The organism is Marinobacter sp. DSM 26671, from assembly GCF_900112835.1.
Classification (GTDB): Bacteria; Pseudomonadota; Gammaproteobacteria; order Pseudomonadales; family Oleiphilaceae; genus Marinobacter; species Marinobacter flavimaris.
Map to the genome: position 1 here is coordinate 20603 of NZ_FONF01000001.1, position 19646 is coordinate 40248.

Here is a 19646-nt window from a genome sequence, read left to right on the forward strand (position 1 = left end):
CCAAATTTTTTTTGTGTGAATGCTTACCCGGCCCACGAATTACATCGAGGGTAATCCGCTCTGACCCGCCCATTTTTCCAACGTTGTGAACGTTAAGTATTTTCACGCCTGACTCCCAGACTGGCTACTGAACGTTTTCCGTAATCTTTTGAGCACTTTATGCCGAAATGGCGCGACTTTACCCAAGGCAGCAAGCTTTACACCGTTCTGTAGGATATCGCTGTTGATGCTGTCCATAGTTTCCGGCCACTCGGTAAAAGGCAATGCGTCCAGGTAGGGCTCCTGAAGCTGCCCTGTTTTGTAACGGCATATGCGGTTGATATAGAGGCGGATATCATCAGGCTTCCACGGTTTCAGGCTGTCAAACCGATAGCCAATGCCTTCCACAAATGTCACCCGGGGCTGGTAATCGTCCTTTTGGTATTCCAAGTTGTCGTTTACCAGTTTGGTGATTTGGGCGTCTATCCAACTCAGACCAATCGGCAAGCGGATTCCCTGCTCCGCCAAGCGTTGAACGAACTCGTTTTTGAGTCCATAGAGATTCCCAAAAAGGCAGGAATAGCGTGTCGCCAATTCAATGTATTGCCTTACGTTCCGACCGGTTTGGGGTAAGCCGGTTACCGCATTCTTCGTCGGGGAGTTAATAAGCTTTTCAAATAGTTTTGGGAAGGCCTGGTCGGTAAAGGTTACATCGCTGTCGACAAAAAAGTGAATGTCGGCTTTCGGCAAATGGTGATAAACATACTCGTTCCAGGCATTGCACTTATCGCCGAGAGACAACTCGACTACTTCGCAGGCAACCGCCGCGCCTTGCATGGCTGCTTTCGCTTCCTCGACGGTCTGATCCGTGCAGCCATTGGCGACGACTGTGAGTTTTGTCAGGCGGTCGTCGCAATTAACCAGAATACTGCGAATAGTCTGTGCAATGGTTTTCTCTTCGTTATAAGCGAACGTAACCACCGAATAGGATTCGGTCATAGGCCGCCTCCATGCTGCTGAAATACTGCTTTAGCTTTTTCGGTATGTTTTACCCAGGTCAGGTTTTCGAGAACATGCTGCCTGCAGGCGTCTGGCTGAAAGGCCCCCTGCTCCATTTCTTCCTTTAATGAATTAACGGCTTTCGCAATAGCCTCTGGGCTGGTGCAATCCACAATCATTCCCGTGTTGCCCACTTTCATCGTTTCGGCGGTACCTCCAGAGTTACCAGCGATCACCGGTTTACCGGCTGCTTGAGCTTCTACCAATACCATGCCAAACCCCTCTATATCGTTTCCGTCTGAACGGTTCGGCAATATGAAAACGTCACACTGCTGGTAGCAGCGGATCAGGTCCTCGTCCTCGATTTCATCCAGGAACTTTACATGCTGCTCAAGGCCAAGTTTCTTTACCTCGGCCACCAGGTTTGGGTAGTTATCGCCCTGCCCAACAATGGCGTATAGGATATTAGGTATTTCCGCCTTGATATGTGGAATAGCCTCGATCATTTTGTCGTGGCCTTTACGGCGCTGGAGGCGACCCACTGTGAGGCAAACAAATCGATCGTCCCAACCAACCTTTTCCCGGAAGGCCGGATCTGACTCTGCGGGGCAGAAGGTTTGTTCGTCAACGCCCGGATTGATCACTTCAATCTTTTTGGCCGGCACATGCCAATGCTCCATAAGGAGTGACTTGGTATTCTGGCTGTTGCAAATAAGCCGGTCGGCGCCACGCAAAACTCGATTCACTATCCAGGTAAGCTCCCGGCTTGTGCGCGCCACTTCAATATCCTCACCGTGCACGTAACACAACAGCGGTTTGCGCAGCAGTCTGGCCAGAAGGAGGCCTATGAATCCTTCCGGGATGGTGCGCCCACAGTGGATCTGGCTTAAACCCGAAGGTTTCAATCGCAGAATACGCATCAGAGTCCGCGCGTAAAAAACGAGTCCGGTGACGCTCAACAGGCCCCAGCTTGGTGATGCCATTGCGGTCCTGTGTATGCGCTGGGGGAATTCTGCATCCACCCTTTGATCAGCCGAATCGGCATTATCCTGTGTCACGATGGTTACCGTGCCCGGCTCAAGCCTTCGGTAGAGTTCATAAAACCAGCGGCCACTGCCCCCATGGCGGGGCGGGAAAATTTCGCTGAGTAATAATATCGACATTCAATCAATCCAGAGCGTGAGCTGTTAACAGGTGGCCAGAGCGACCGGTGTTTCCGTTTGAGGCGTTCGGGCCTCGCTCCCTGCCATGTAATTCTGCCACCAGATTTCATACATCAGCATACTCCAGAGCACCGGGGAATGATCGAACAATCCTCTCTGGTGCTGGTCCCATAGCAATCTTATGTGGTCTTTGCGGAACACCTGGCTCAGGCCTTGCCCTTTCTCAAAAAAATGGGCTTCGGCAATGGACTTCAATTCCCCTCGGAACCAGGCCGCCAGAGGCGTGGAGAAGCCCATTTTTTTGCGGTTCAGAATCTCCGGCGGCAGCAGCGGCTCGAGCGCCTCGCGCAGCACAATCTTTTTGTCGCCCTTGTTGAATTTCAACTCGGACGGAAGGCGGTTGGCGAACTCGATGATGCGGTAATCCAGCAGTGGCGACCGTAGTTCGAGGGAATTGGCCATGCTCATGCGGTCTGCTTTTACCAGTATGTCGCCCGGCAGGAAGGTTCGCATGTCGGTATACAGAATTTTTGCCAGATGGTCTTCGGAGTCACACTGGTTGTACACCTGCTCAGTGAGTTCACTGGGATGGTAATCCGCAAGGTCCTTTCGGAAATCCTCGTTCAGCAGGAACTGCCAGATGTGATCATCAATGAAGGTATTGGTTACATAGAAGGCCTTTGCCGGGTCCAGGCTGAGGCTGTGCATCAATGAACTTGCACGGCGCAGGAATGTGCCGGGTATTTTCCGCAGAGCGGGGGCCAGATCGCCCATAACCGCCCGCACAGATGAGGGAAACTTGTTCCGCAGCTGGTTCTCTCTCCAGTCGGTGGCGTATTTTTCGTAGCCGGCAAAGATTTCGTCGCCGCCGTCCCCTGTCAGGGCAACGGTTACGTCTTTCCTGGCGAGTTCAGAGACCAGAAAGGTCGGCACCAGGGATGAATCTGCAAAAGGCTCATCCAGGAACCGGCAGATATCCAGCAGGCGTTCCGCAACGCCGTCCTCCACCGTGTGTTCCCGATGATCGGTCCGGTACTGGTTGGCCACGGCCTGTGCGAATTCGGTTTCGTTGAAGTCTTTCTCTTTAAAACCGATTGAGCAGGTGGTTACGGTATGGCCGCCCTTCGCCATCATGGCGACTACACCGCTTGAATCCACTCCGCCACTCAAAAAGGCGCCCAACGGCACGTCACTGATCATGCGTTGCCTGGTGGCATCTTCCAGTAAATCCAGCAGTTGGCCTTTGGCATCTTCCATGCTCAGGGACTCAGGCTCGCCCATTTCCGGTGACCAGTAGCGGCGCAGCGTTGTCTTACCGGCGCTAGTGCGGTGCAAGTGGCTGCCCGGCTCCAGTTTGTAGATGTTTTTGAAGATGGTTTTCGGGTCGGGTACGTACTGGTAGGCAAAGAAATCGTAAACCGCATCCGGGCGGATTTCCCGGGGTACGTTCGGGCACTGGAGCAGGGCTTTGAGCTCTGATGCGAACAGCATTTGGCCGTCCTGTTCGGTGTAGTACAGTGGTTTTTTGCCAATCCGGTCCCGAATCAAATCGAGGGTGCCGGCGTCATTGTCCCAGAAGGCAATGGCAAACATGCCGTTCAGTTGCTCGATGGCGCCCATGCCTTCCCTGGCCAACAACGCGAGTACCACCTCGGTATCGGTTTGGGTGCGGAACCGCACACCCTGGCTTTCAAGTTTATTGCGCAGGGTTTTGAAGTTGTAGATCTCGCCGTTGAACACCAGGGCATAGCGGCCATCGTCGGAGACAAAGGGCTGATTACCGGCTTCGGAAAGATCAATGATACTCAACCGGGCATGGCCCAGCACCGCGCCGTTGAATTGCTGCACTGCCTGGGCATCTGGCCCCCGGTGGCGTATCGACTCCACCATGGCCCTGGCCACTTTTAGATGGCTGTCAGACTCATGAGAGGTTGTGAATCCTGCTATACCGCACACGTTAACAATCCCTATAAACGAATGTGCTTTCGCACAAGTGGTCCGAGTACATTAACCAGCCCCAGGGGAAGACGGCGCCAGGCGCTCTCGAGCATGGGCCTGATTCTCCCCGGTGCACTGGTACCGCTTACGTTATGCTCCATCCAGTCCTTCCAAGACAATAGATAGGGCTGCGCGCCCCACTGCTTCTTGAACCGGAAGGTGCCCTCACCAAATGTAGACCGACCAAAATCAAAGGTTGTGATGCCGTTATCGGCGCAGTGTGCCAGGAGCTCCCAGTACAGCAGCATGTTGGGCGCCAGCCGGTTGTACTCGGAGAGCGACGAGGCCCAGGGAATGGCAGCATTCTTACCGTTTTTCAGCACAATGCCCCCGGCTGCCACTTCGCCTTCGAAATAAGTTACGGCAACAACGGCCTGATCAGCAAAGGCCTTACAAATGGCATGGAACAGGTCCTTGCTGTGCACGGGCGAACCAAGCGCATGCATATTGCGGCTAAATACGTGGTAGAAATCCTCAACCAGCTTCTCATTGTTGCCGAGCTCTGTAGTACAGCCGTTTTTCATGGCTTTTTTTATCTGGCTTCGCAGCTTCGGTTTGAAGGCGGCCAGTTGCTTCTCGCTGCCGGATTCCAGCTCCAGAATCATACTGACTTTCTGGTTGCCAACCTCCGACGCCAGGGTGTCGAAATCAAAGCCCATGCCCTGACCTTCTCTCTGGCGAACTTCGAGTTCGCGGGCGGCCAAGGAGTCTGCCAACTCCCTGGCTTTTTTGCTCAGTAGCTCGACGTGGGCCCCTGCACCCACGGCCCCGCCGAGATCACAAAATGGCAAACTGACCAGGGCTTTTTTCCGGGTCAGGGGCTGTTCCATGAGTATCAACGGCAATACGGCAACGATCTTACCTTCTTGCTTCACACCAATCGGATAGGGTTTATGGCCGTAGGCAATTTCTATGGCTTCCATCCATTCGAATCTGTGGTATGGAGTCGCTGACTCTGCGCCGGCAACAAATTCGTTCCAGTTGTCCCGTTCCTGATAATCAATCAGCGCTGCCTCAGCCATGGTTTTTGAGAGCCCCCTCTTCCCTCAGGCGAAGAGCCGCCTCAGTGATGGCCACTGGTTCCACCTCGCATTGTGAACGGAGGAAGCTGACCACGCTCTCTATGCGTTTCACAAGCCGGTTCTTGTCCCTCTCGGACTGAACATAGCGAGTTGAACCCGGCAGAAGGCTGGAACTGTGCAAATACATGTGGATCACCGGGCATTCCGCCTGAAGCATTTCTTTGCACAGGGCAATCATGTCGCGGCTGGTTGAAAGTTCCGGGCTAAGGTAGATTTTCCGGTGCAGCATAAGCGCCCATAGCACGCCGATAACATGGAATCGTGCCCAGGCCGGCTGCTCTAAGGTCTTGTGCATGCGCTGTGCTTTGGTAAAGGGCCGGTGGTTGAAGCCGGCGGTTACCGGCAGTTCGATGAGTTCCGGCTTGGTCTGCAGGTGCGACATGGCGAGTGGCCAACTGTCGTATTCAGCGCAACTGAACCAGTCGTTTTCGTAAAAGGGGTAGATGCTGGAATCCACCAGGTAGCCCTGCTTCGCCAGCGCCCTTAAGATGTCATCGTTAATACCCCAACGACCGGAGCGAAACGACGTAGGTTGCCGGCCGGTCAGTTCGGTGATCGTGCTGGTCAGGGATCTCAGTTGTTCCGAAACAATGTCGATGGGCAGATTGACAATGTGGGAGTCGGCCTCCGATTCAACCGGTACGATGGGTGGCGTTACCCAGGGGTGAAGATGAGCCCCGAATTCGATCCCGGGATTGCTCCGGTAGAGATCCGCCAGCAGGCCCCGTGCATGGGCATTTTCCATGACCGCGTAATCCAGGAAATAGCTGGTCTTGAGGCCCAGATCGTTCAGCTGGCCCTGGAATACCGGAAGATGGTCCACGTTTTCGACGGAGATAACCTTGTTCGGAAAGGGGCCATCCCAATCCCACTCTTCTTCGGTGTCCACACTGAGCACGAAGTAGACTTTACGCATTGCTGACCACCTGTTTTGCGCTCAGGTTCTTGAACAACGCAGCATACTCCTCCGCCATAGCTGCAGCTGAGAACCTGGAATAAACCCAGGATCGGCCAGCTTCAGCCAGTCTTGTCCTTGTGGCGGGGTTTTGCATCAGATGAGCCCATGCCCTCGCCAAAGCGCGAGCGTCGCCAAAAGGAACCAGTACGCCGGTTTCATCCTGCTTCACGAGTACATCAACGCCGGGAATGTCGAAGGCGGTAACGCAAACGTTTGCAGCCATGGCTTCCATCAGGCAGCGGGGGATTCCTTCCAGGGATGAGGTGAGTGCAAAGACATCAAAGGTCGGCAGAAGCTGAAGGCGATCGTCCCGGAAGCCGAGAAAACCCACCGAATCTGACAGACCCAGCTCCCTGGCCTGCTCCATGAGGCACGGCTTTTCCTCACCATCACCAATTAACACCAGACGGGTATTCGGGTGGTCGCCATGAAACAAGGCAAAGGCTTCAAGGGTTGCCGGCAAGTTCTTGCGGCTGATTAACTGGCCGATGTAGCCAATGGTGAAGTCCGAGGCATCGAGAGTTTTCGGGTCAGCGATTGCCGATTCAACCTCCGCCAGGTCCACGCCGTTATTGATCAAACGAACGGATCGGGAATCAACGCCGTAATCGCGCAAGACGGTTTTTTCGATATCTTCAGACAGGGGGCAAACCAAGTCAAACCAGTGGAAGGCCTTCCCCCCGAGCCACATGTAGGCTTTCAGGCGGGTGTCTTCGGCATTTTCAAAGCCGTGAGGCGTGCATACAGACCGCACGCCCGCCAACCTTGCGGCGACAACTCCGACGATGTCTGATTTATAGCCGTGGGTATGGATGATATCTATCTGCCGCTCTTTGAGCAGCCGGGCAAGCCGGACTATGGCCAGAAGGTCGAATTTGGAGGACATTCTGAGGCGGTGCTTCTGGCCTTCGGGCAGTATTGAGCGTGTGAGCACCTCATCAGACGATTCGGGTTCATCCGTGATTGCGATATGGTATTCAATAGCATCATCCCTATTCGCCGAGACCAAGGCGTTGATCCAGCGCTCGGCACCGTAATACCCCGTAGGACAGATGAACTGCAGAACCCTGATACTCATTCCGTGAGCTTCCTCTTCAGCAAAAGCCGTGTACCCTTAACAGTACCTGCTGCGCGGGCCAGAAAATACACTGTATAAAAAAGTAGCAGAAACGGCAGCGGCTGGTCGTTTGATGGCTTGGCATACAACCTTGCGCTATAGAGACAGGCCGGCACAATCAGCATGATCGCGCCTGCAGCCCCAAATGGCCGCGAATACGTACCGGCAACAAGCACAACAAACCCAAGCACCATCCAGAACGGCAACAAAATACTCGGCCATTCTCTGAGCGGCACCGTGCGACCGGCCAGCGAGAGAAGGTTGTATTCAGAGCGCCAGATTTCCTTGGTAAACGTTTGCCGCAGTGATTTATCTTCGCCCAGGTGCACATAGTGAGTGCGTGAGGTGTAATAAAGCTCGCCCAGCCGAGATAGTTGTTCGGTATAGAAATAATCCTCACAGGTTTGCAGGTGCTCGGGAAAGCCCCCAACCTGCTCGTGGGCCGAACGTTTTACCAGAAGGTTTCGGCCGGGCAGAAACTGAACAGGCTCATCCAGACTGACATTGCTGAGCGCTGTTCTGAGACGTTCTACCCGGCCGGCGCTTTTTGAGTTTTTCTGCATGGCGCTGACCAACACCCGGTCGCTTTTTTCTGCCAGCAGGCCGGCGCAGACTTCCAGCCAGTCTTCTGCCAGGCCGATATCGGCATCCAGAAACGCAACCAGGGGCGCACGCCCGGCTGCCACGCCACGATTCCTCTGGTCAGAGATGGACGCTGCATCGGGCGCGTACAGAATGTTCAGTTTATCGTGTTCCACGAGCGGTAGCCGATGCTCGTTTTTCGTGACCACGGTTATACTTTCCACCTGCTCGATTCGGCTCTGGGCCAGAATGGTCCGAACGGTTTCCTGGAGCATTTCCGGGCGACCCATGTGGGGGATTACAAAATCAACGGTATCCATTTGTCCCCCTCATCGACCGCTCACGCGGCCCTTGAGCCACTCGATTTCGTTGGTTATCGAAAAGTCCCGCAGGATCTTCCGGAGATCCCGCAAAAAACGCTGCCTGATGCCTGATTTACTTACCCTTACCTGCTCTAGCGGCATCAGCGGGTATGGCGAACTGTCGCGTTCCAGACACCACTCACGAACACCCAGATTCTGAGCTACGATCGCCTGAATTCTGGTGGTATGGGCTTCAGGAGACTCTCCAAGCGTTTTTACACAATAGTCCCAGAACAGGTCTGCCCGTCGCCGGAAAGCTTCTGCCCTTGCCGGATTGAAATAGGCTCCGTAATACAGCACGTTGGCCTTTCTTAAATCCTGTGCAGCCCAGGTATCCGTTGGGAACTCAAGGGCATCCGGATTGGAGAGGTAGGTCTCTTCGTACTTCAGCACCCATTCGGCGTAGTGCAGGAAAGAATGGCGGGCATAGGCATAATGATGATCCGGCTGTTCGAGTTGCTCCTTGAGCAGGAGGTACCTGGCAAGTGATTGCAGGAATACGATGTAGAACCAATGCTCCTCAACGTTCGCCAGATCCCGGGCCGCAAGATCATCATCCGGAGACAATGTTTCGATGATGATGCGATGCATTTCATCCAGCAAACCGCCATCGCCCTCGATCAGGAAGGCATCGATGAGGGCACTGAGATAATTGCCTGTGCCCCGGTCAAGGGGGTATTTGTACCCTTCCTCCATGTAGCCGACGTTAGTCATTTGTCCGGCTTTAAGATCGACCGTGAGCAATCTGTGCAACCGGCCAAGTACCGTCGGTGAGCCATTATAGAAACAGCGCACCCATTGGCTCAGCCCGATGGCCGCATACTTGAATGTATCGTCGCCAGACAGGAGGTATCGTAGAGCAAGCCCCGAAGGATAGCAGTGCTGGCCGCCCGGTCCCCCACCGCCTTGGTGCCCTTCATAGGCGTACTGATGGTCTTTCGAGTAGGTACGATGAGTGGCGGTAAGCGCTGGCAGATAATGATCCGTATGCCAGAAGAGGCCGTTGTTGTATTCCGCTTTGTCCTGATCGGTTTTATAGATGTCGATATCGACCACATGTTGCGCCAGATCGCACGCCAGTTGATGCCACCGCTGGTCTCCGGTGGCCAGATACCTTAATGAAAATCCCAGTATCGGGTCGTACTGGTTGTTGTAATGGGAGACGAAGATTTCTTCGTCAGACGAATTCAGAGCTTCATGATCGGCGTAGAGCTCGCCGAAATTCCGCCAGCCGTATTCATCACAGACTTCACGTTTTTCTTTAAACGAACCAGGCCCTGAAAGGTTGTTATCCAGCAGGTCGGTGAGCTCACTGGTTGCAACTACCCTGCGCCCCAGAATCACGCCGGTGTGGTCGATATAGTCAGGATCGTAGGTGAAACTGGCACAGGGAACCGTAAACCCGATATCACATTGCCATGTTTTGGCCTCTCCAGGCTGCAACTCGGTTTCCCTGGGAAATAGCCGCCAGGAAGTCTCTCTGGCTTTTACTTCAAGAGAGGATGGAAAGTTTTCCCAGAAGTGGCCGGGGATCAGGTATCTCCGGGCGCTCGGGTTGTCGAACCGAACAAGCGGGCTGGCACGTAAACCCTGGGCCAGGTGCCCACCCTCGTTATCAAAGAGCTTGAAGCCACGCTCGGGCACGGTTGACTGGCTATTCTTGTCAACATGAACCGGCGAATCCCAGTGTTTTCCGCCACTGCCATACTGGACCAAAACTCCCTCGGGGTAGGACCGCTCAAACGCCGGATGCGATGCCAAATCCCGGAGTTCCAGTCTGGTGTCGGAAGCCCTCGGGTTGGTTACTTTCACTGAGAAACTGTCAATGTAGAGGCTATTGGGATCACCCAGATCCCAGCAACCATTGGGGTGTAGGCTGGCCCTGCGGTTATGCACTCTTGGCTTGAGCTCGATGTGTCCGGTTGCCGGCACATCGGTCACACGAAGGGAGACCTCCAGATCACGAATGCCCTCAACCTCGAACACCCACCGGTAGTCGGCACTTAGCCTTCTCCGCTCAACCTGGTTTTGTGCCAGCTTCAGTCGACGTTCAGCGCCCTCAACAGATATCAACAATTCTGCCTTGATGTCATTACCGAGAGAAAACCGGCATTTCTCACCGGCAAAATCCCCTTCAATAGATGAGGCCGGATGCTGCCTCGCCCGGCCCTGCCCCGATCCTCCGGTTTGCTGAAGAAAGACGGCGCCGGACATTTCTCCGACAAGATCCACCAGAACCCATTTAACGGAGCCGTCGTGCCATCGGGTTATGGTGCTGAACTCTGCGTCGATTTTGTCCCCGCTTTCGGATGCCAACTCAAGGTACTGCGCATCCTCACACACACCTTTCTCAACCGGAAGGCCAAAACGCAGCCATTGCAAAAGGTTGTGGGGGTTATTCACCGTGCCTGCAAATACGCCGGAGCCAGCCGTCATGTCGTGGCCCCCTTTGTTGATTCAGCGTATCGGCTCCGAACGACTTTACCGGGGTTGCCCGCTACGATTGACCCGGGGGGAATGTCGTTGGTAACCACAGTGCCTGCACCGATAATACAATCCCTGCCAACGTTCGCCATGATGATGGCGCCATTGCCAACCCAGGTATTTTCGCCAAGGGATATTTTGGTGAACTCCCCGCCCTGCAGGCGAACCGGGGTATCCGGATCATCAAAACGGTGCTGGTTTTTGCCACTCAAAAGGTGAACGCCGCTCCCGAGAAGGCAGTTACGGTGGATTACGGATAAGCCGATGTTGCATTGAGGCCCGATATAGATGCCGCTGTGCAGTTCGGTATCACGGTGGGAGAACAGGGTGCCAAACCCAATATAGCTGTCGTTCGCGCAATGGCTCATGGCACAGCGGTAGAAAGCGATTCTGAGATAACTGCCCAGCAGCCCCGGAAACAGGGACACGGTTTGGGAAAATCCGGCGAACAGGCTGTCCTCCCGGCTGACAGGGCGTAACAACCAGTAGAGAACAACCAACGGGCTCACAACAATGAGCGCCCCAATCCTGATTGTTTTCTTTGCGATTTCCGTAATACCCGTCACGCGCAATCCTTTACTTCTATTGCCTTGGCAAGACCCTGTAGCACACTGTCCCAGCTGTATTCCCGCTGGATGAGCTCGACACCGTTCAGCGACAAGCTGTTGTAGAGCGTTTCTGTTTCAAGAATCTTTTTTATGGCCTCAAAGAATTCTTGTTCAGTATCGGCTACAAGAATGTCTTCTCCCGGGGTTGCATTAATTCCTTCCAACCCGAGGCGGGTTGTTATAACCGGAAGGCCACATGCCAGAGCCTGAAGTATTTTATTCTGCACACCCCGGGCAATCCGAAACGGCGCTACGAAGATGTCGGCTTTCTGATAAAAAGGCACGATATCCTCCACTAAACCGGTAACGGTAATGCCGGGCAATTTTCCCAGCTGCTTTATTCTGGAACTCGGGTCCATGCCGGCAATAATGAACTCTGCATCCGGCCATTCTGCTCTTATTCGTTCCCAAAGCACATCGACAAACCAGAGGACGGCATCTTCGTTTGGTTTGTAATTCATGACGCCTGTGAACAAAAACGTCGGTTTACGGGCAGCGTCCTCCTCGCGGACCGGGAAAAAAGAACTGGTATTTATCCCGTTACCAAGCACACTCAGTTTCCGGTTTTCAGGCAGCTGCATGGAGAAGAGATCCACCTCGTTCGCCGAAATAAAGAAACATTCGTCAAACCGTTGGTAGCTTCTCAATTCTACCCGGTTGATGAGCCTCGCCTCCCGCCCATACACCAGTTTCATTGGTAAGCGGGAACTTGCCTGATACTGCCGCCATTTATCGGAGTCGAGATCCATAAAGTCCATAATCAAACGAAGCGGCACTGGTTTGTCCCGCCCTGTTAATTCAGGATTTCGGAAAACATAAGGCGCCATGGCGGAGCCGGTGCACAGCACTGTATCGTAATCTCCGGAACTCACCAGCCTGTCGAAAGTTTTTTGCAGTCCGGCGCTGTAAAAATACGAGAGTGTCAAAGCGTCGTTTGTTACCAAACCCCGCGCCAGCCTCAGCCACTTGGGCCGAAGCGGAAACATGATTGTTTTTATTTTCAGGCGCTCTTCCAGCGCTTTGCCGTAGCTGATTTCTTCGGCATGCTCATAAGGCGCAAGAACCGTTATTTCATGGCCGCAGTCAGCCAGATACTGGATCTGATGAAACGTTCGGATTTTTTCACCCTTGTTTGCGGGGAATGGTATCCGGTGGGACAGAACAACGATCTTCACATCAATTCCCAGCGATTCTTTATGGTTCTTGCGGCTCGCTCAGCGCGGAGTTTCCAGCGATCTCTCTGTAGTCCAGCGCGAACCAGGTATTGATGTCGAACACCCAGTTGGCGCTTGTATCTTTCTTCTCCGCCCATGAAGTCGTAAAAGTCGTAACCGCGATCGAGATAATCCTCTACGCAGAGCGCGTGGCCGAGCATACCGGGTTTCAGCCGGTTGTCCGTCTCCGATCGGATGCCTGCAAGGTAGAAGTAGATCCGGTTCCGGTAGAGAAAGTTGTAAAAGATTGCGATGACCTCTTCGCCTGCCTTGAGCACGATCAAATCCACTGCACCGGCCTTCCAGTTAGTCCTGATGAAGCTTTGGTGGAACCGCACGAAGTCCGGGTTGGCGAACCCGCTTTCTCCCGTTTTATCACCCCACCGTGCGAGGTGGTATGGCGCGATTGAACCCCATACAAGATCAGCTTCTTCGTGAGTTTTTGGTCGCACCAACGTTACGGCGCCAATTTGCTCGTAAAGCCTGAGACTGCGACGAATCTGGTGCCTACTGTTTGCAGATAACGAATCGAGATAACTTTGCCCACTGGATCTGAGAGAGGACAGATCAATACCAAAACAGGGCGCTTCCCAGCGAACATGGGAAACTAGACCTGAAGCCTCTGATACCGACTGCACGTAATTTTCATCGGCTGCGCCGATAACAAATTCATCCCAATCGGGCTCTCTCCGTTTGAGATGGTTCAGGCACGCTACCGCCACGGCGGACTCATACCCCCGGCCTGAGAGAAATCCATTGTATTCGATCCAGATCTGGTCCTCCGACTCCAAACCGGTCTGATGCAGGTACAAACACCGAGAGCGAAGAACGGCATGTCTACGCTCAATCGACCGTACTACAATGCCCAAACCAACAAGCCGGGTACCCTGTGTAACCCGCAGCACTTTGGCTTTGGGTTGGAAAACAGATAGCCACACTCCAATCCATTGCCATGAAAGGAATACGGTGTTGCTGGCCCACTGCTCGAGATCCCGCCATTCTTCAGCAAGTTCTTCTGGCTCAATGCTGCTCTCTTCGCAGCATAGTTCGGTAAGACTCGCAGCTTGCATTAGTGGCTTAACTCCATGCCTGCCGCTAACTCCCGGTGCCCATCAGAGAAAAGCCATGGGTCAGGACAAGGCGTAATGTAAACTGCTCTTGATCATTCCGTTCCAGCTTGCTTCGCAGGTAGGACTGGTTGAAGTCAACGCTGAACGATGTGTTCTCCGCCAACTGCCGGGTCCAGCGAGTGTTTAAGCTGTGGATCTGATCGATGATGGTACCCTCATCTTCGCCCGCGTCTCCCTGCCAGCTATAACCAAAACTCAGCCTTTGAAGAGACGTTAGCTGTACTCCAAGGTTAATTCCGGTCCGGTATTCATGGGTGGTAGCCCCTGTGATCTGCGACTCGAGCACAGAAGCCTCAGCCACGAGTCCCAGTGTACAAACGTCGCAAAGACGGGAGGTGCTGTGGGTTATCGAAACGGAATCGCTGACAACCAGATCCCGGATTCGAATCGAGTCCGGTAAAAAGTTCAGAAACTCCGGAATATTGAGGGACAGGTCGGTGGTACTGTCTGACAGACGGCGGTTGTATGCCACGGTGGTTTGCGATTCATCGGAAGCCCAGGTGCGGTTCACGAAGCCCGTTCCCGCATCACCGTCGGATTCGGAACCATCAGCAAACTCGGTCTCAGAGCGACTGGTTCCTACACCGATGCTGAATGAACCGTTCTCCAGGGTACGGTTATAAATGACCTGAGCGGAATCTATTATCGTGTCCAGGCCGTCATCATCAGACCAGCTCCTGCTTCCTACCAGACTTGCTGAAGATCTCTCAGAAAGACGACGGGTAAGATCCGCTGATGCGGTAAACGACTCGCCTCCGTTCAGCTCACCTTCACCAAAGCTTTTGCCCGCCTGGCCCGAGAAACGCAATGTGGTTAAGTCGCCTGGAAAAAATCGGAGGCCCGCGCCAGCACTCAGCGTGTTGCGGGTATCGTAGCTCGAAGGGTTTACAACGAAACCGGTGTCGTTTCGTACTGAGCTGACAGTGTGGCCCAGGTTAAAATCAAAGCGGCTTGCCGGATCAAAATGGACGAACCGCGATGCTCCGGTCACCGAGCTACTGTCGGTTTGTCCACCTCCAAAGGTATCCCTGCGGGTTTCGAGCGTTCCACCGTACTGCAACTGGAGGGAATTGGCGCCGCTTTCCAGATTACCGCCGAGGCTTCCGGACAGGCCGACACTCGGCTCGGTATTGGTGTCTGTACCAGAGCCGGTATCTGTTCTGGTGTAGGTCAATCCGGTAAACACCGAGCCGGAACCGTAGATCGATGTTACCTTGTCACTCAGGCCCTGCCCCGAAGCATTTGCGCCCAAAATGCATAAACCGATCAAGATGGGTGCCTGGAGCCGACGTGCCCTGTCCACTCTGAGCTGCATGAGCTTACTCCTGAAAAACCAGGCCAGAGAATTTATCGGAATCCAGTACATCAACGGACTCCGAGATTTCCTCAGCGGTCACCTCTCCGAAAGGAACGCCAAACACGACCTGGTCTGCAAATCGCTCCAGAATCCGGGCTTCAGTGTTATCCCGAAAAGGTGGGGCGTTGATGATAATACACCGGTCCGGATAGCGAGCTTTAAGCTCATTCATCAGATCCCGCATACGCACCGCAGAGAATAGCTCAACAGCCGAAGATACCTGTGTGCCTGCAGGAATCACGGAAAGCCTGGCAACACCACTAGGGTATAGAATATTTTTGATTTTTAGTGAGGAATCTGCAACGAAATCGGTAACACCCGCGGTCATTGGACTGGAAACAAGGTTTGTCAGCGCTTCGTGATAGGGATCACAATCCACAAGAAGTGCGGAAGTATGCGAATCCATGGCAAAGGAAACCGCGAGGTTAAAGGCGGTCAAAACAGAACCCCCTTTATCACCCAGGCTGCTGAAGAGTACCGTGAAGTTTCCCTCACCTGCTTTGTTGCGGAGCTGAATACGCAGCTCCCGATAGGCATCCATCACTTCTTTATCCGGCATGCCGGAGTAGATGATTTTGCGCTCTCGAAGCTGGTCCCTGCTCCAGGGTTTCGGGTTGCCAATCAGAGCCAGAGAGACTGACGAGTCATAGACTGTTGGGGCGTTCTCACCATCGTCTGTATCGATTCTTACCCAGTTCGGCTTCAATCGGTCGGAACCCGCGAAAGGTCGTTCTTTCCGAAAGTTTTCCTCCGGTCTGGCCTCACCACGCTTTTGCTCAAGTAGACGCCGCTCTTCCTGACTTTTCAGCAATGCGTTGTAGAGCTTGTTATCGTCCATCAATTGCCCCCAAGACCAGTCAACTCCCTGACTCTCTCGACCAATTGGTCAGGCGTAACCCCCATGACGCTGAACAACAGCACTGCGAGATAACCAAGCATAAACACCACCAGGATGAACAGGATAAACAGGACATCTTTTCTAAGAAGCCGGTCTTTCCAAGTGCTACGGTAATGGGGGATGGTTGTAATGACAGGGATGGTCTCCGGCAGTGCCAACTGCAAGGCCCGGGGAGACCGCACCCGTTGATCAAACATTACCAGCATTGTCAGCAAGCCAAGAACGGCGGCACTGCCAAGAAAAGGACCTGCAATACCGACCTGATATAACTGCAGGCCATCCCAGGTAGTGGGATAGGATGCCGGTTCCTGGATTTTGTAACTGACCCCTTCGCCCTGAACGTCCAGAGTCATCGACAGCCGAGCTTTCTCCCGCCGTTGCAACATATCTTCGTAGACACCACGGGTAACGTCATAGTCCCGGGTGAGATCAGACAATTCAGCCTGGTTCTGTGCCACTCGCTGGGACCGCTCGAATGCTTCTTCCAGCAAACGTTGCAGGGACGCCAATCGATTTTTCTGTACCTCCAGGCGAGTTGTACTTTCAGAAAGCTGTATTTTCAGATTTTCGTACACCGGATTTTCCAGTACTTCCGTGACCGCACCCTCGCGGGCTCCATCGCCCTCCGTTGACTTCTGCCGCTCAAGATCTGCAATCTGATCCTTGATGCTGACTATATCGGGGTGTTTTTCATGGTATTTCAGTAGCAGGGAATCAAGCTCCTGGTACATGGTCGCAAGACGCCTTTCGATAGAGGACTTGCCTGGATCGACTGTGATTCGGCGAACGGGCTCTTCTTCCTGCAATTGAGCGCGGGTCAGGCGAACTTCCGATTCGGTCTGCTGGATTTCAAGTTTCAGGTTTTCGATGTCCCGGCGGAGCGATTCGATCCTTCCCTGAACACTGCCTTCCGTACCGTCCTGATTGGCGGCCTTGAACTCCTTCAGTCTTTGCTCTGCTTCCTCAAGCTGTCGTTGATATGACTTGACTTGCGAATCGATGAATTCGAACGCTCCCTGACTTTCGGAGCGTTTCTTTCGCACCGTTCTCTCAACAAAGCGATTAAGCACCGAACTCAGCACGCGGAATGATTCATCAGGGTCGCCACTGGTATACCGCAGCTCCAGGAAGTTCCCGTTGGTAACACGCAAACGGATCTGGTTTCTTAGCTGGGAAATAATGCCATTGCGTCTCTGGTCTGTTTCTCCTCCCATAATCAGGCCAGTATCGAGACCAACCTGTTCGAGGAAAGAGCGGCTCTGGAGCATTTCGCGGGCTTCATTTATACGATCGATCTGTGTGACTTCTGCCTGTCCTCTCAACAGGGGCTGCAGGATATTCGATTGATCCGCATATAAAACAGCTTCCGAGGTGTACTGCTTGGGCATGAGGTAACCAAAGGTCAGAACACCAGCGGTGACCAACATAAAGATGACAACAGCAGCGACACGCTTGCTGTATAGTTCAAGCTTCACTGCCCGCAAAATATCCAGAATGAACTGGATGTCCATCAGAGCTCACCTCGGAAAAGATCTTTTCTTGGCACGCTGATTACATCTCCTGGCTGCAGGGGATGGTTGGTACGCATATCACCATCACTCAAGATTGCATCCAGATCGAGCGAGTAGCTCTTGTATTCGCCATCAATTTGCCGATGAAGAATCGCGCGTCCACCCGCCCCAAAATCGGTTACTCCGCCTGCCATGAGCACTATGTCTAGCACCGTCATACCTGGCTGAAATGTAACGGACTGGGGTGATGCAACCTGGCCGGTAACCCGGATGCGATTGCGGAACTCTTTACTCGCCGGGCTGGTGACCATAATGGTGACTTCTGGAGTGCGAATATACTCGCCAAGCGCAACGCTGATTTCTGAAGCCAGCGCTTCCGGCTCTTTGCCTTCGGCTTTTACGTCTCCCATAAGGGGCATTGATATAAATCCGTCAGGTCGAACAACGATGGATTGTCCCAGTTCCGGATTACGCCAGACATGAATCGAAATGGTATCTCCAACGCCAATCTGATACGGCTCCGGCTCCAGCTCGGAAACCGGCGGCATTTCAGAAGAGGACGGAAGGCCGGAGCACCCCCCCAGAACGAGGACAAGCGCTACTATCATTACCTGCCGCAAGTAACTGAACGTACACATAAATGTTCTCCAAATCCCTGTTGTTATACTAGTCATCATCAGCGCACACCCTTTCCAAGGAGCACTACCTCAACGGTTTGAATCATGATCAAAAAGTCCATTACCAAACTGTGATTCTTGGAATAGTAGAGGTCGTATTCAAGTTTGCCTTTGGCATCCTCCACCGATGCACCATACGGATATTTAAGCTGTGCCCAGCCCATTAATCCAGGCTTCACGTAATGACGTGTGTCGTAAAACGCTATTTTTTCCTTCAGTTCAGAGACAAACTCCGGTCGTTCAGGCCGGGGACCAACGATGCTCATTTCGCCCTTGATCACATTATAGATCTGAGGAAGTTCATCCAGTCTGGTATTGCGGATGAATGCGCCAACCCTTGTTACGCGGTCATCGTTCGTAGACGCCCAACGGGGCTTACCGTCTTTCTCGGCGTCCTGCCGCATGCTGCGGAACTTATAAATCCGAAATTCCTTCCCAAGCATGCCTACACGTTTCTGGCTATAGAGTATCGGCCTTCCTGTTTCCAGGAATACCGCCAAAGCCGTGAGGATAATGAAAGGAAACATTACTGTGAGTAATGTAAGGCTAATGACGAGATCCAGGAGCCGCTTGGCAAGCGCTCTGCTCTTTGATGCCTTGAACCCCTCGGAGAAGACGATCCAGGACGGGTGTACCATATCCAGCTTCGCCTTCTTTAATTCCCTTTCATAAAATTCGAGGCCACTAGTGACTGCGATGCCCCGCAGCTTACACTCCATCAATTCAGGTACCGGAAGCCATCCTCCTTCGGCACGACGGCGCTCCTGCTGAACCACAACAATTTCTGAGACCTTGTTCTGGCGGCAGAACTCATAAAAATCTCGCGGTGTCGGGAGAAGTTTGTCGTCCGCAACCGACCGGGTGGGAGTGTCGGCAATGCAGCCAATAATCCTTACACCCAGCGCCTTCATGTTGGTTTCATATTCCTCAAGCAGTGAGGCAGCGAAATCTCCCGCGCCAAAAATAACTACACGACGCACAACCTGTTCCGAATCCACAATCCGGAGAAATACAAGACGAAGCAGAATCACCGCCAGGGATGCAAGAATGACGGCCCAGAACAGGTTGGCACTGCCCGGATCCGCTGAGGGCATGACCATGTAGAGCACGGTCAGCCCGATCCCACCTACAAAACAGTAGGCTACCAGGGTGCGAAAAAACAGGGAGGAGAGACTTTCGTGGACCATGGCCAGATAGCCACCCATCGCGAGCGTGCCACTGCTGAGAATAACGGCGAAAAGCAGCGCAGACACCAGATCGACAGACATCGGTGCGTGATCAATGCCTACGAGGGTCAGAAATAGGGTCAGTAACGAAAAAATTGCAAAAAGGACCCCGAACTCCAGTACAGCCAGTACCAGGTAGGGTATGTGCAGGTAATGTTTCCGGAACCGTATATATGACACGCTGAACATCCTTGTCGTCTGCTCGACAATCAGCGACAGACCGACTTCGAATTCCCCGGCGACAAACCACCTTGGGTCGCCGACTCCTGATCACTCACTGTGCATTCTGCTCTCAGCGCAA

General features: G+C 53.4%; 16 protein-coding genes. All 16 read right to left on the reverse strand.

Annotated elements, in window-relative coordinates; genetic code table 11:
- Positions 1-102: 102 nt before the first annotated feature.
- From BM035_RS00095 to BM035_RS00170, 16 genes are read right to left on the reverse strand one after another with little or no spacing between them, the layout of a single operon-like run.
- The gene (locus BM035_RS00095; protein ID WP_092029706.1) at positions 103-978 is read right to left on the reverse strand and encodes a glycosyltransferase family A protein; all 876 of its coding nucleotides are present in this window, start codon (positions 976-978) and stop codon (positions 103-105) included.
- Positions 975-2141: a glycosyltransferase family 4 protein gene (locus tag BM035_RS00100; protein ID WP_092029708.1), complete on the reverse strand. Its 1167-nt coding sequence runs from the start codon at positions 2139-2141 to the stop codon at positions 975-977. Before BM035_RS00100 ends, BM035_RS00095 begins: the two co-directional genes overlap by 4 nt.
- A 24-nt stretch (positions 2142-2165) precedes the next feature.
- Positions 2166-4097, reverse strand: coding sequence for an asparagine synthase (glutamine-hydrolyzing) (asnB, locus tag BM035_RS00105; RefSeq protein ID WP_092029709.1), 1932 nt, complete (start codon positions 4095-4097; stop codon positions 2166-2168).
- 11 nt (positions 4098-4108) lie between these two features.
- The gene (locus tag BM035_RS00110; RefSeq protein ID WP_092029711.1) at positions 4109-5161 is read right to left on the reverse strand and encodes a FemAB family XrtA/PEP-CTERM system-associated protein; all 1053 of its coding nucleotides are present in this window, start codon (positions 5159-5161) and stop codon (positions 4109-4111) included.
- On the reverse strand, positions 5154-6137 hold the full coding sequence (locus tag BM035_RS00115; protein ID WP_092029713.1) for a WalW protein: 984 nt from the start codon (positions 6135-6137) through the stop codon (positions 5154-5156). Before BM035_RS00115 ends, BM035_RS00110 begins: the two co-directional genes overlap by 8 nt.
- Positions 6130-7257, reverse strand: a complete 1128-nt coding sequence (locus BM035_RS00120) for a glycosyltransferase (protein WP_092029715.1) — start codon at positions 7255-7257, stop codon at positions 6130-6132. The genes BM035_RS00115 and BM035_RS00120 overlap by 8 nt, the downstream gene beginning before the upstream one ends.
- Positions 7254-8198 carry a glycosyltransferase gene (locus BM035_RS00125; protein ID WP_092029716.1) on the reverse strand — a complete coding sequence of 315 codons (945 nt, stop codon included), beginning with the start codon at positions 8196-8198 and terminating at the stop codon, positions 7254-7256. The genes BM035_RS00120 and BM035_RS00125 overlap by 4 nt, the downstream gene beginning before the upstream one ends.
- A gap of 9 nt (positions 8199-8207) precedes the next feature.
- A complete protein-coding gene (locus tag BM035_RS00130) occupies positions 8208-10676 on the reverse strand; it encodes an RIFT barrel domain-containing protein (RefSeq protein WP_092029718.1) in 2469 nt (822 codons plus the stop codon).
- Positions 10673-11290, reverse strand: coding sequence for an acyltransferase (locus tag BM035_RS00135; protein WP_254775320.1), 618 nt, complete (start codon positions 11288-11290; stop codon positions 10673-10675). The genes BM035_RS00130 and BM035_RS00135 overlap by 4 nt, the downstream gene beginning before the upstream one ends.
- Positions 11287-12507 (reverse strand): TIGR03087 family PEP-CTERM/XrtA system glycosyltransferase, encoded by a 1221-nt coding sequence (locus BM035_RS00140; protein ID WP_092029720.1) that lies wholly within the window; start codon positions 12505-12507, stop codon positions 11287-11289. The genes BM035_RS00135 and BM035_RS00140 overlap by 4 nt, the downstream gene beginning before the upstream one ends.
- Entirely contained in the window at positions 12504-13616 is a 1113-nt protein-coding gene (locus BM035_RS00145) for a GNAT family N-acetyltransferase (RefSeq protein ID WP_092029721.1), read from the reverse strand. Before BM035_RS00145 ends, BM035_RS00140 begins: the two co-directional genes overlap by 4 nt.
- 25 nt (positions 13617-13641) lie before the next feature.
- Positions 13642-14991: a hypothetical protein gene (locus BM035_RS00150; RefSeq protein WP_092029723.1), complete on the reverse strand. Its 1350-nt coding sequence runs from the start codon at positions 14989-14991 to the stop codon at positions 13642-13644.
- A 4-nt stretch (positions 14992-14995) separates the two neighbouring features.
- A complete protein-coding gene (locus BM035_RS00155; protein ID WP_008171915.1) occupies positions 14996-15871 on the reverse strand; it encodes a hypothetical protein in 876 nt (291 codons plus the stop codon).
- Complete coding sequence (locus tag BM035_RS00160) at positions 15871-17442, reverse strand: XrtA system polysaccharide chain length determinant (protein ID WP_092029724.1); 1572 nt, start codon at positions 17440-17442, stop codon at positions 15871-15873. The genes BM035_RS00155 and BM035_RS00160 overlap by 1 nt, the downstream gene beginning before the upstream one ends.
- Positions 17442-18119, reverse strand: a complete 678-nt coding sequence (locus BM035_RS00165) for an XrtA/PEP-CTERM system exopolysaccharide export protein (protein ID WP_254775322.1) — start codon at positions 18117-18119, stop codon at positions 17442-17444. Before BM035_RS00165 ends, BM035_RS00160 begins: the two co-directional genes overlap by 1 nt.
- The gene (locus tag BM035_RS00170; RefSeq protein WP_441295074.1) at positions 18119-19525 is read right to left on the reverse strand and encodes a TIGR03013 family XrtA/PEP-CTERM system glycosyltransferase; all 1407 of its coding nucleotides are present in this window, start codon (positions 19523-19525) and stop codon (positions 18119-18121) included. Before BM035_RS00170 ends, BM035_RS00165 begins: the two co-directional genes overlap by 1 nt.
- Positions 19526-19646: the final 121 nt, after the last annotated feature.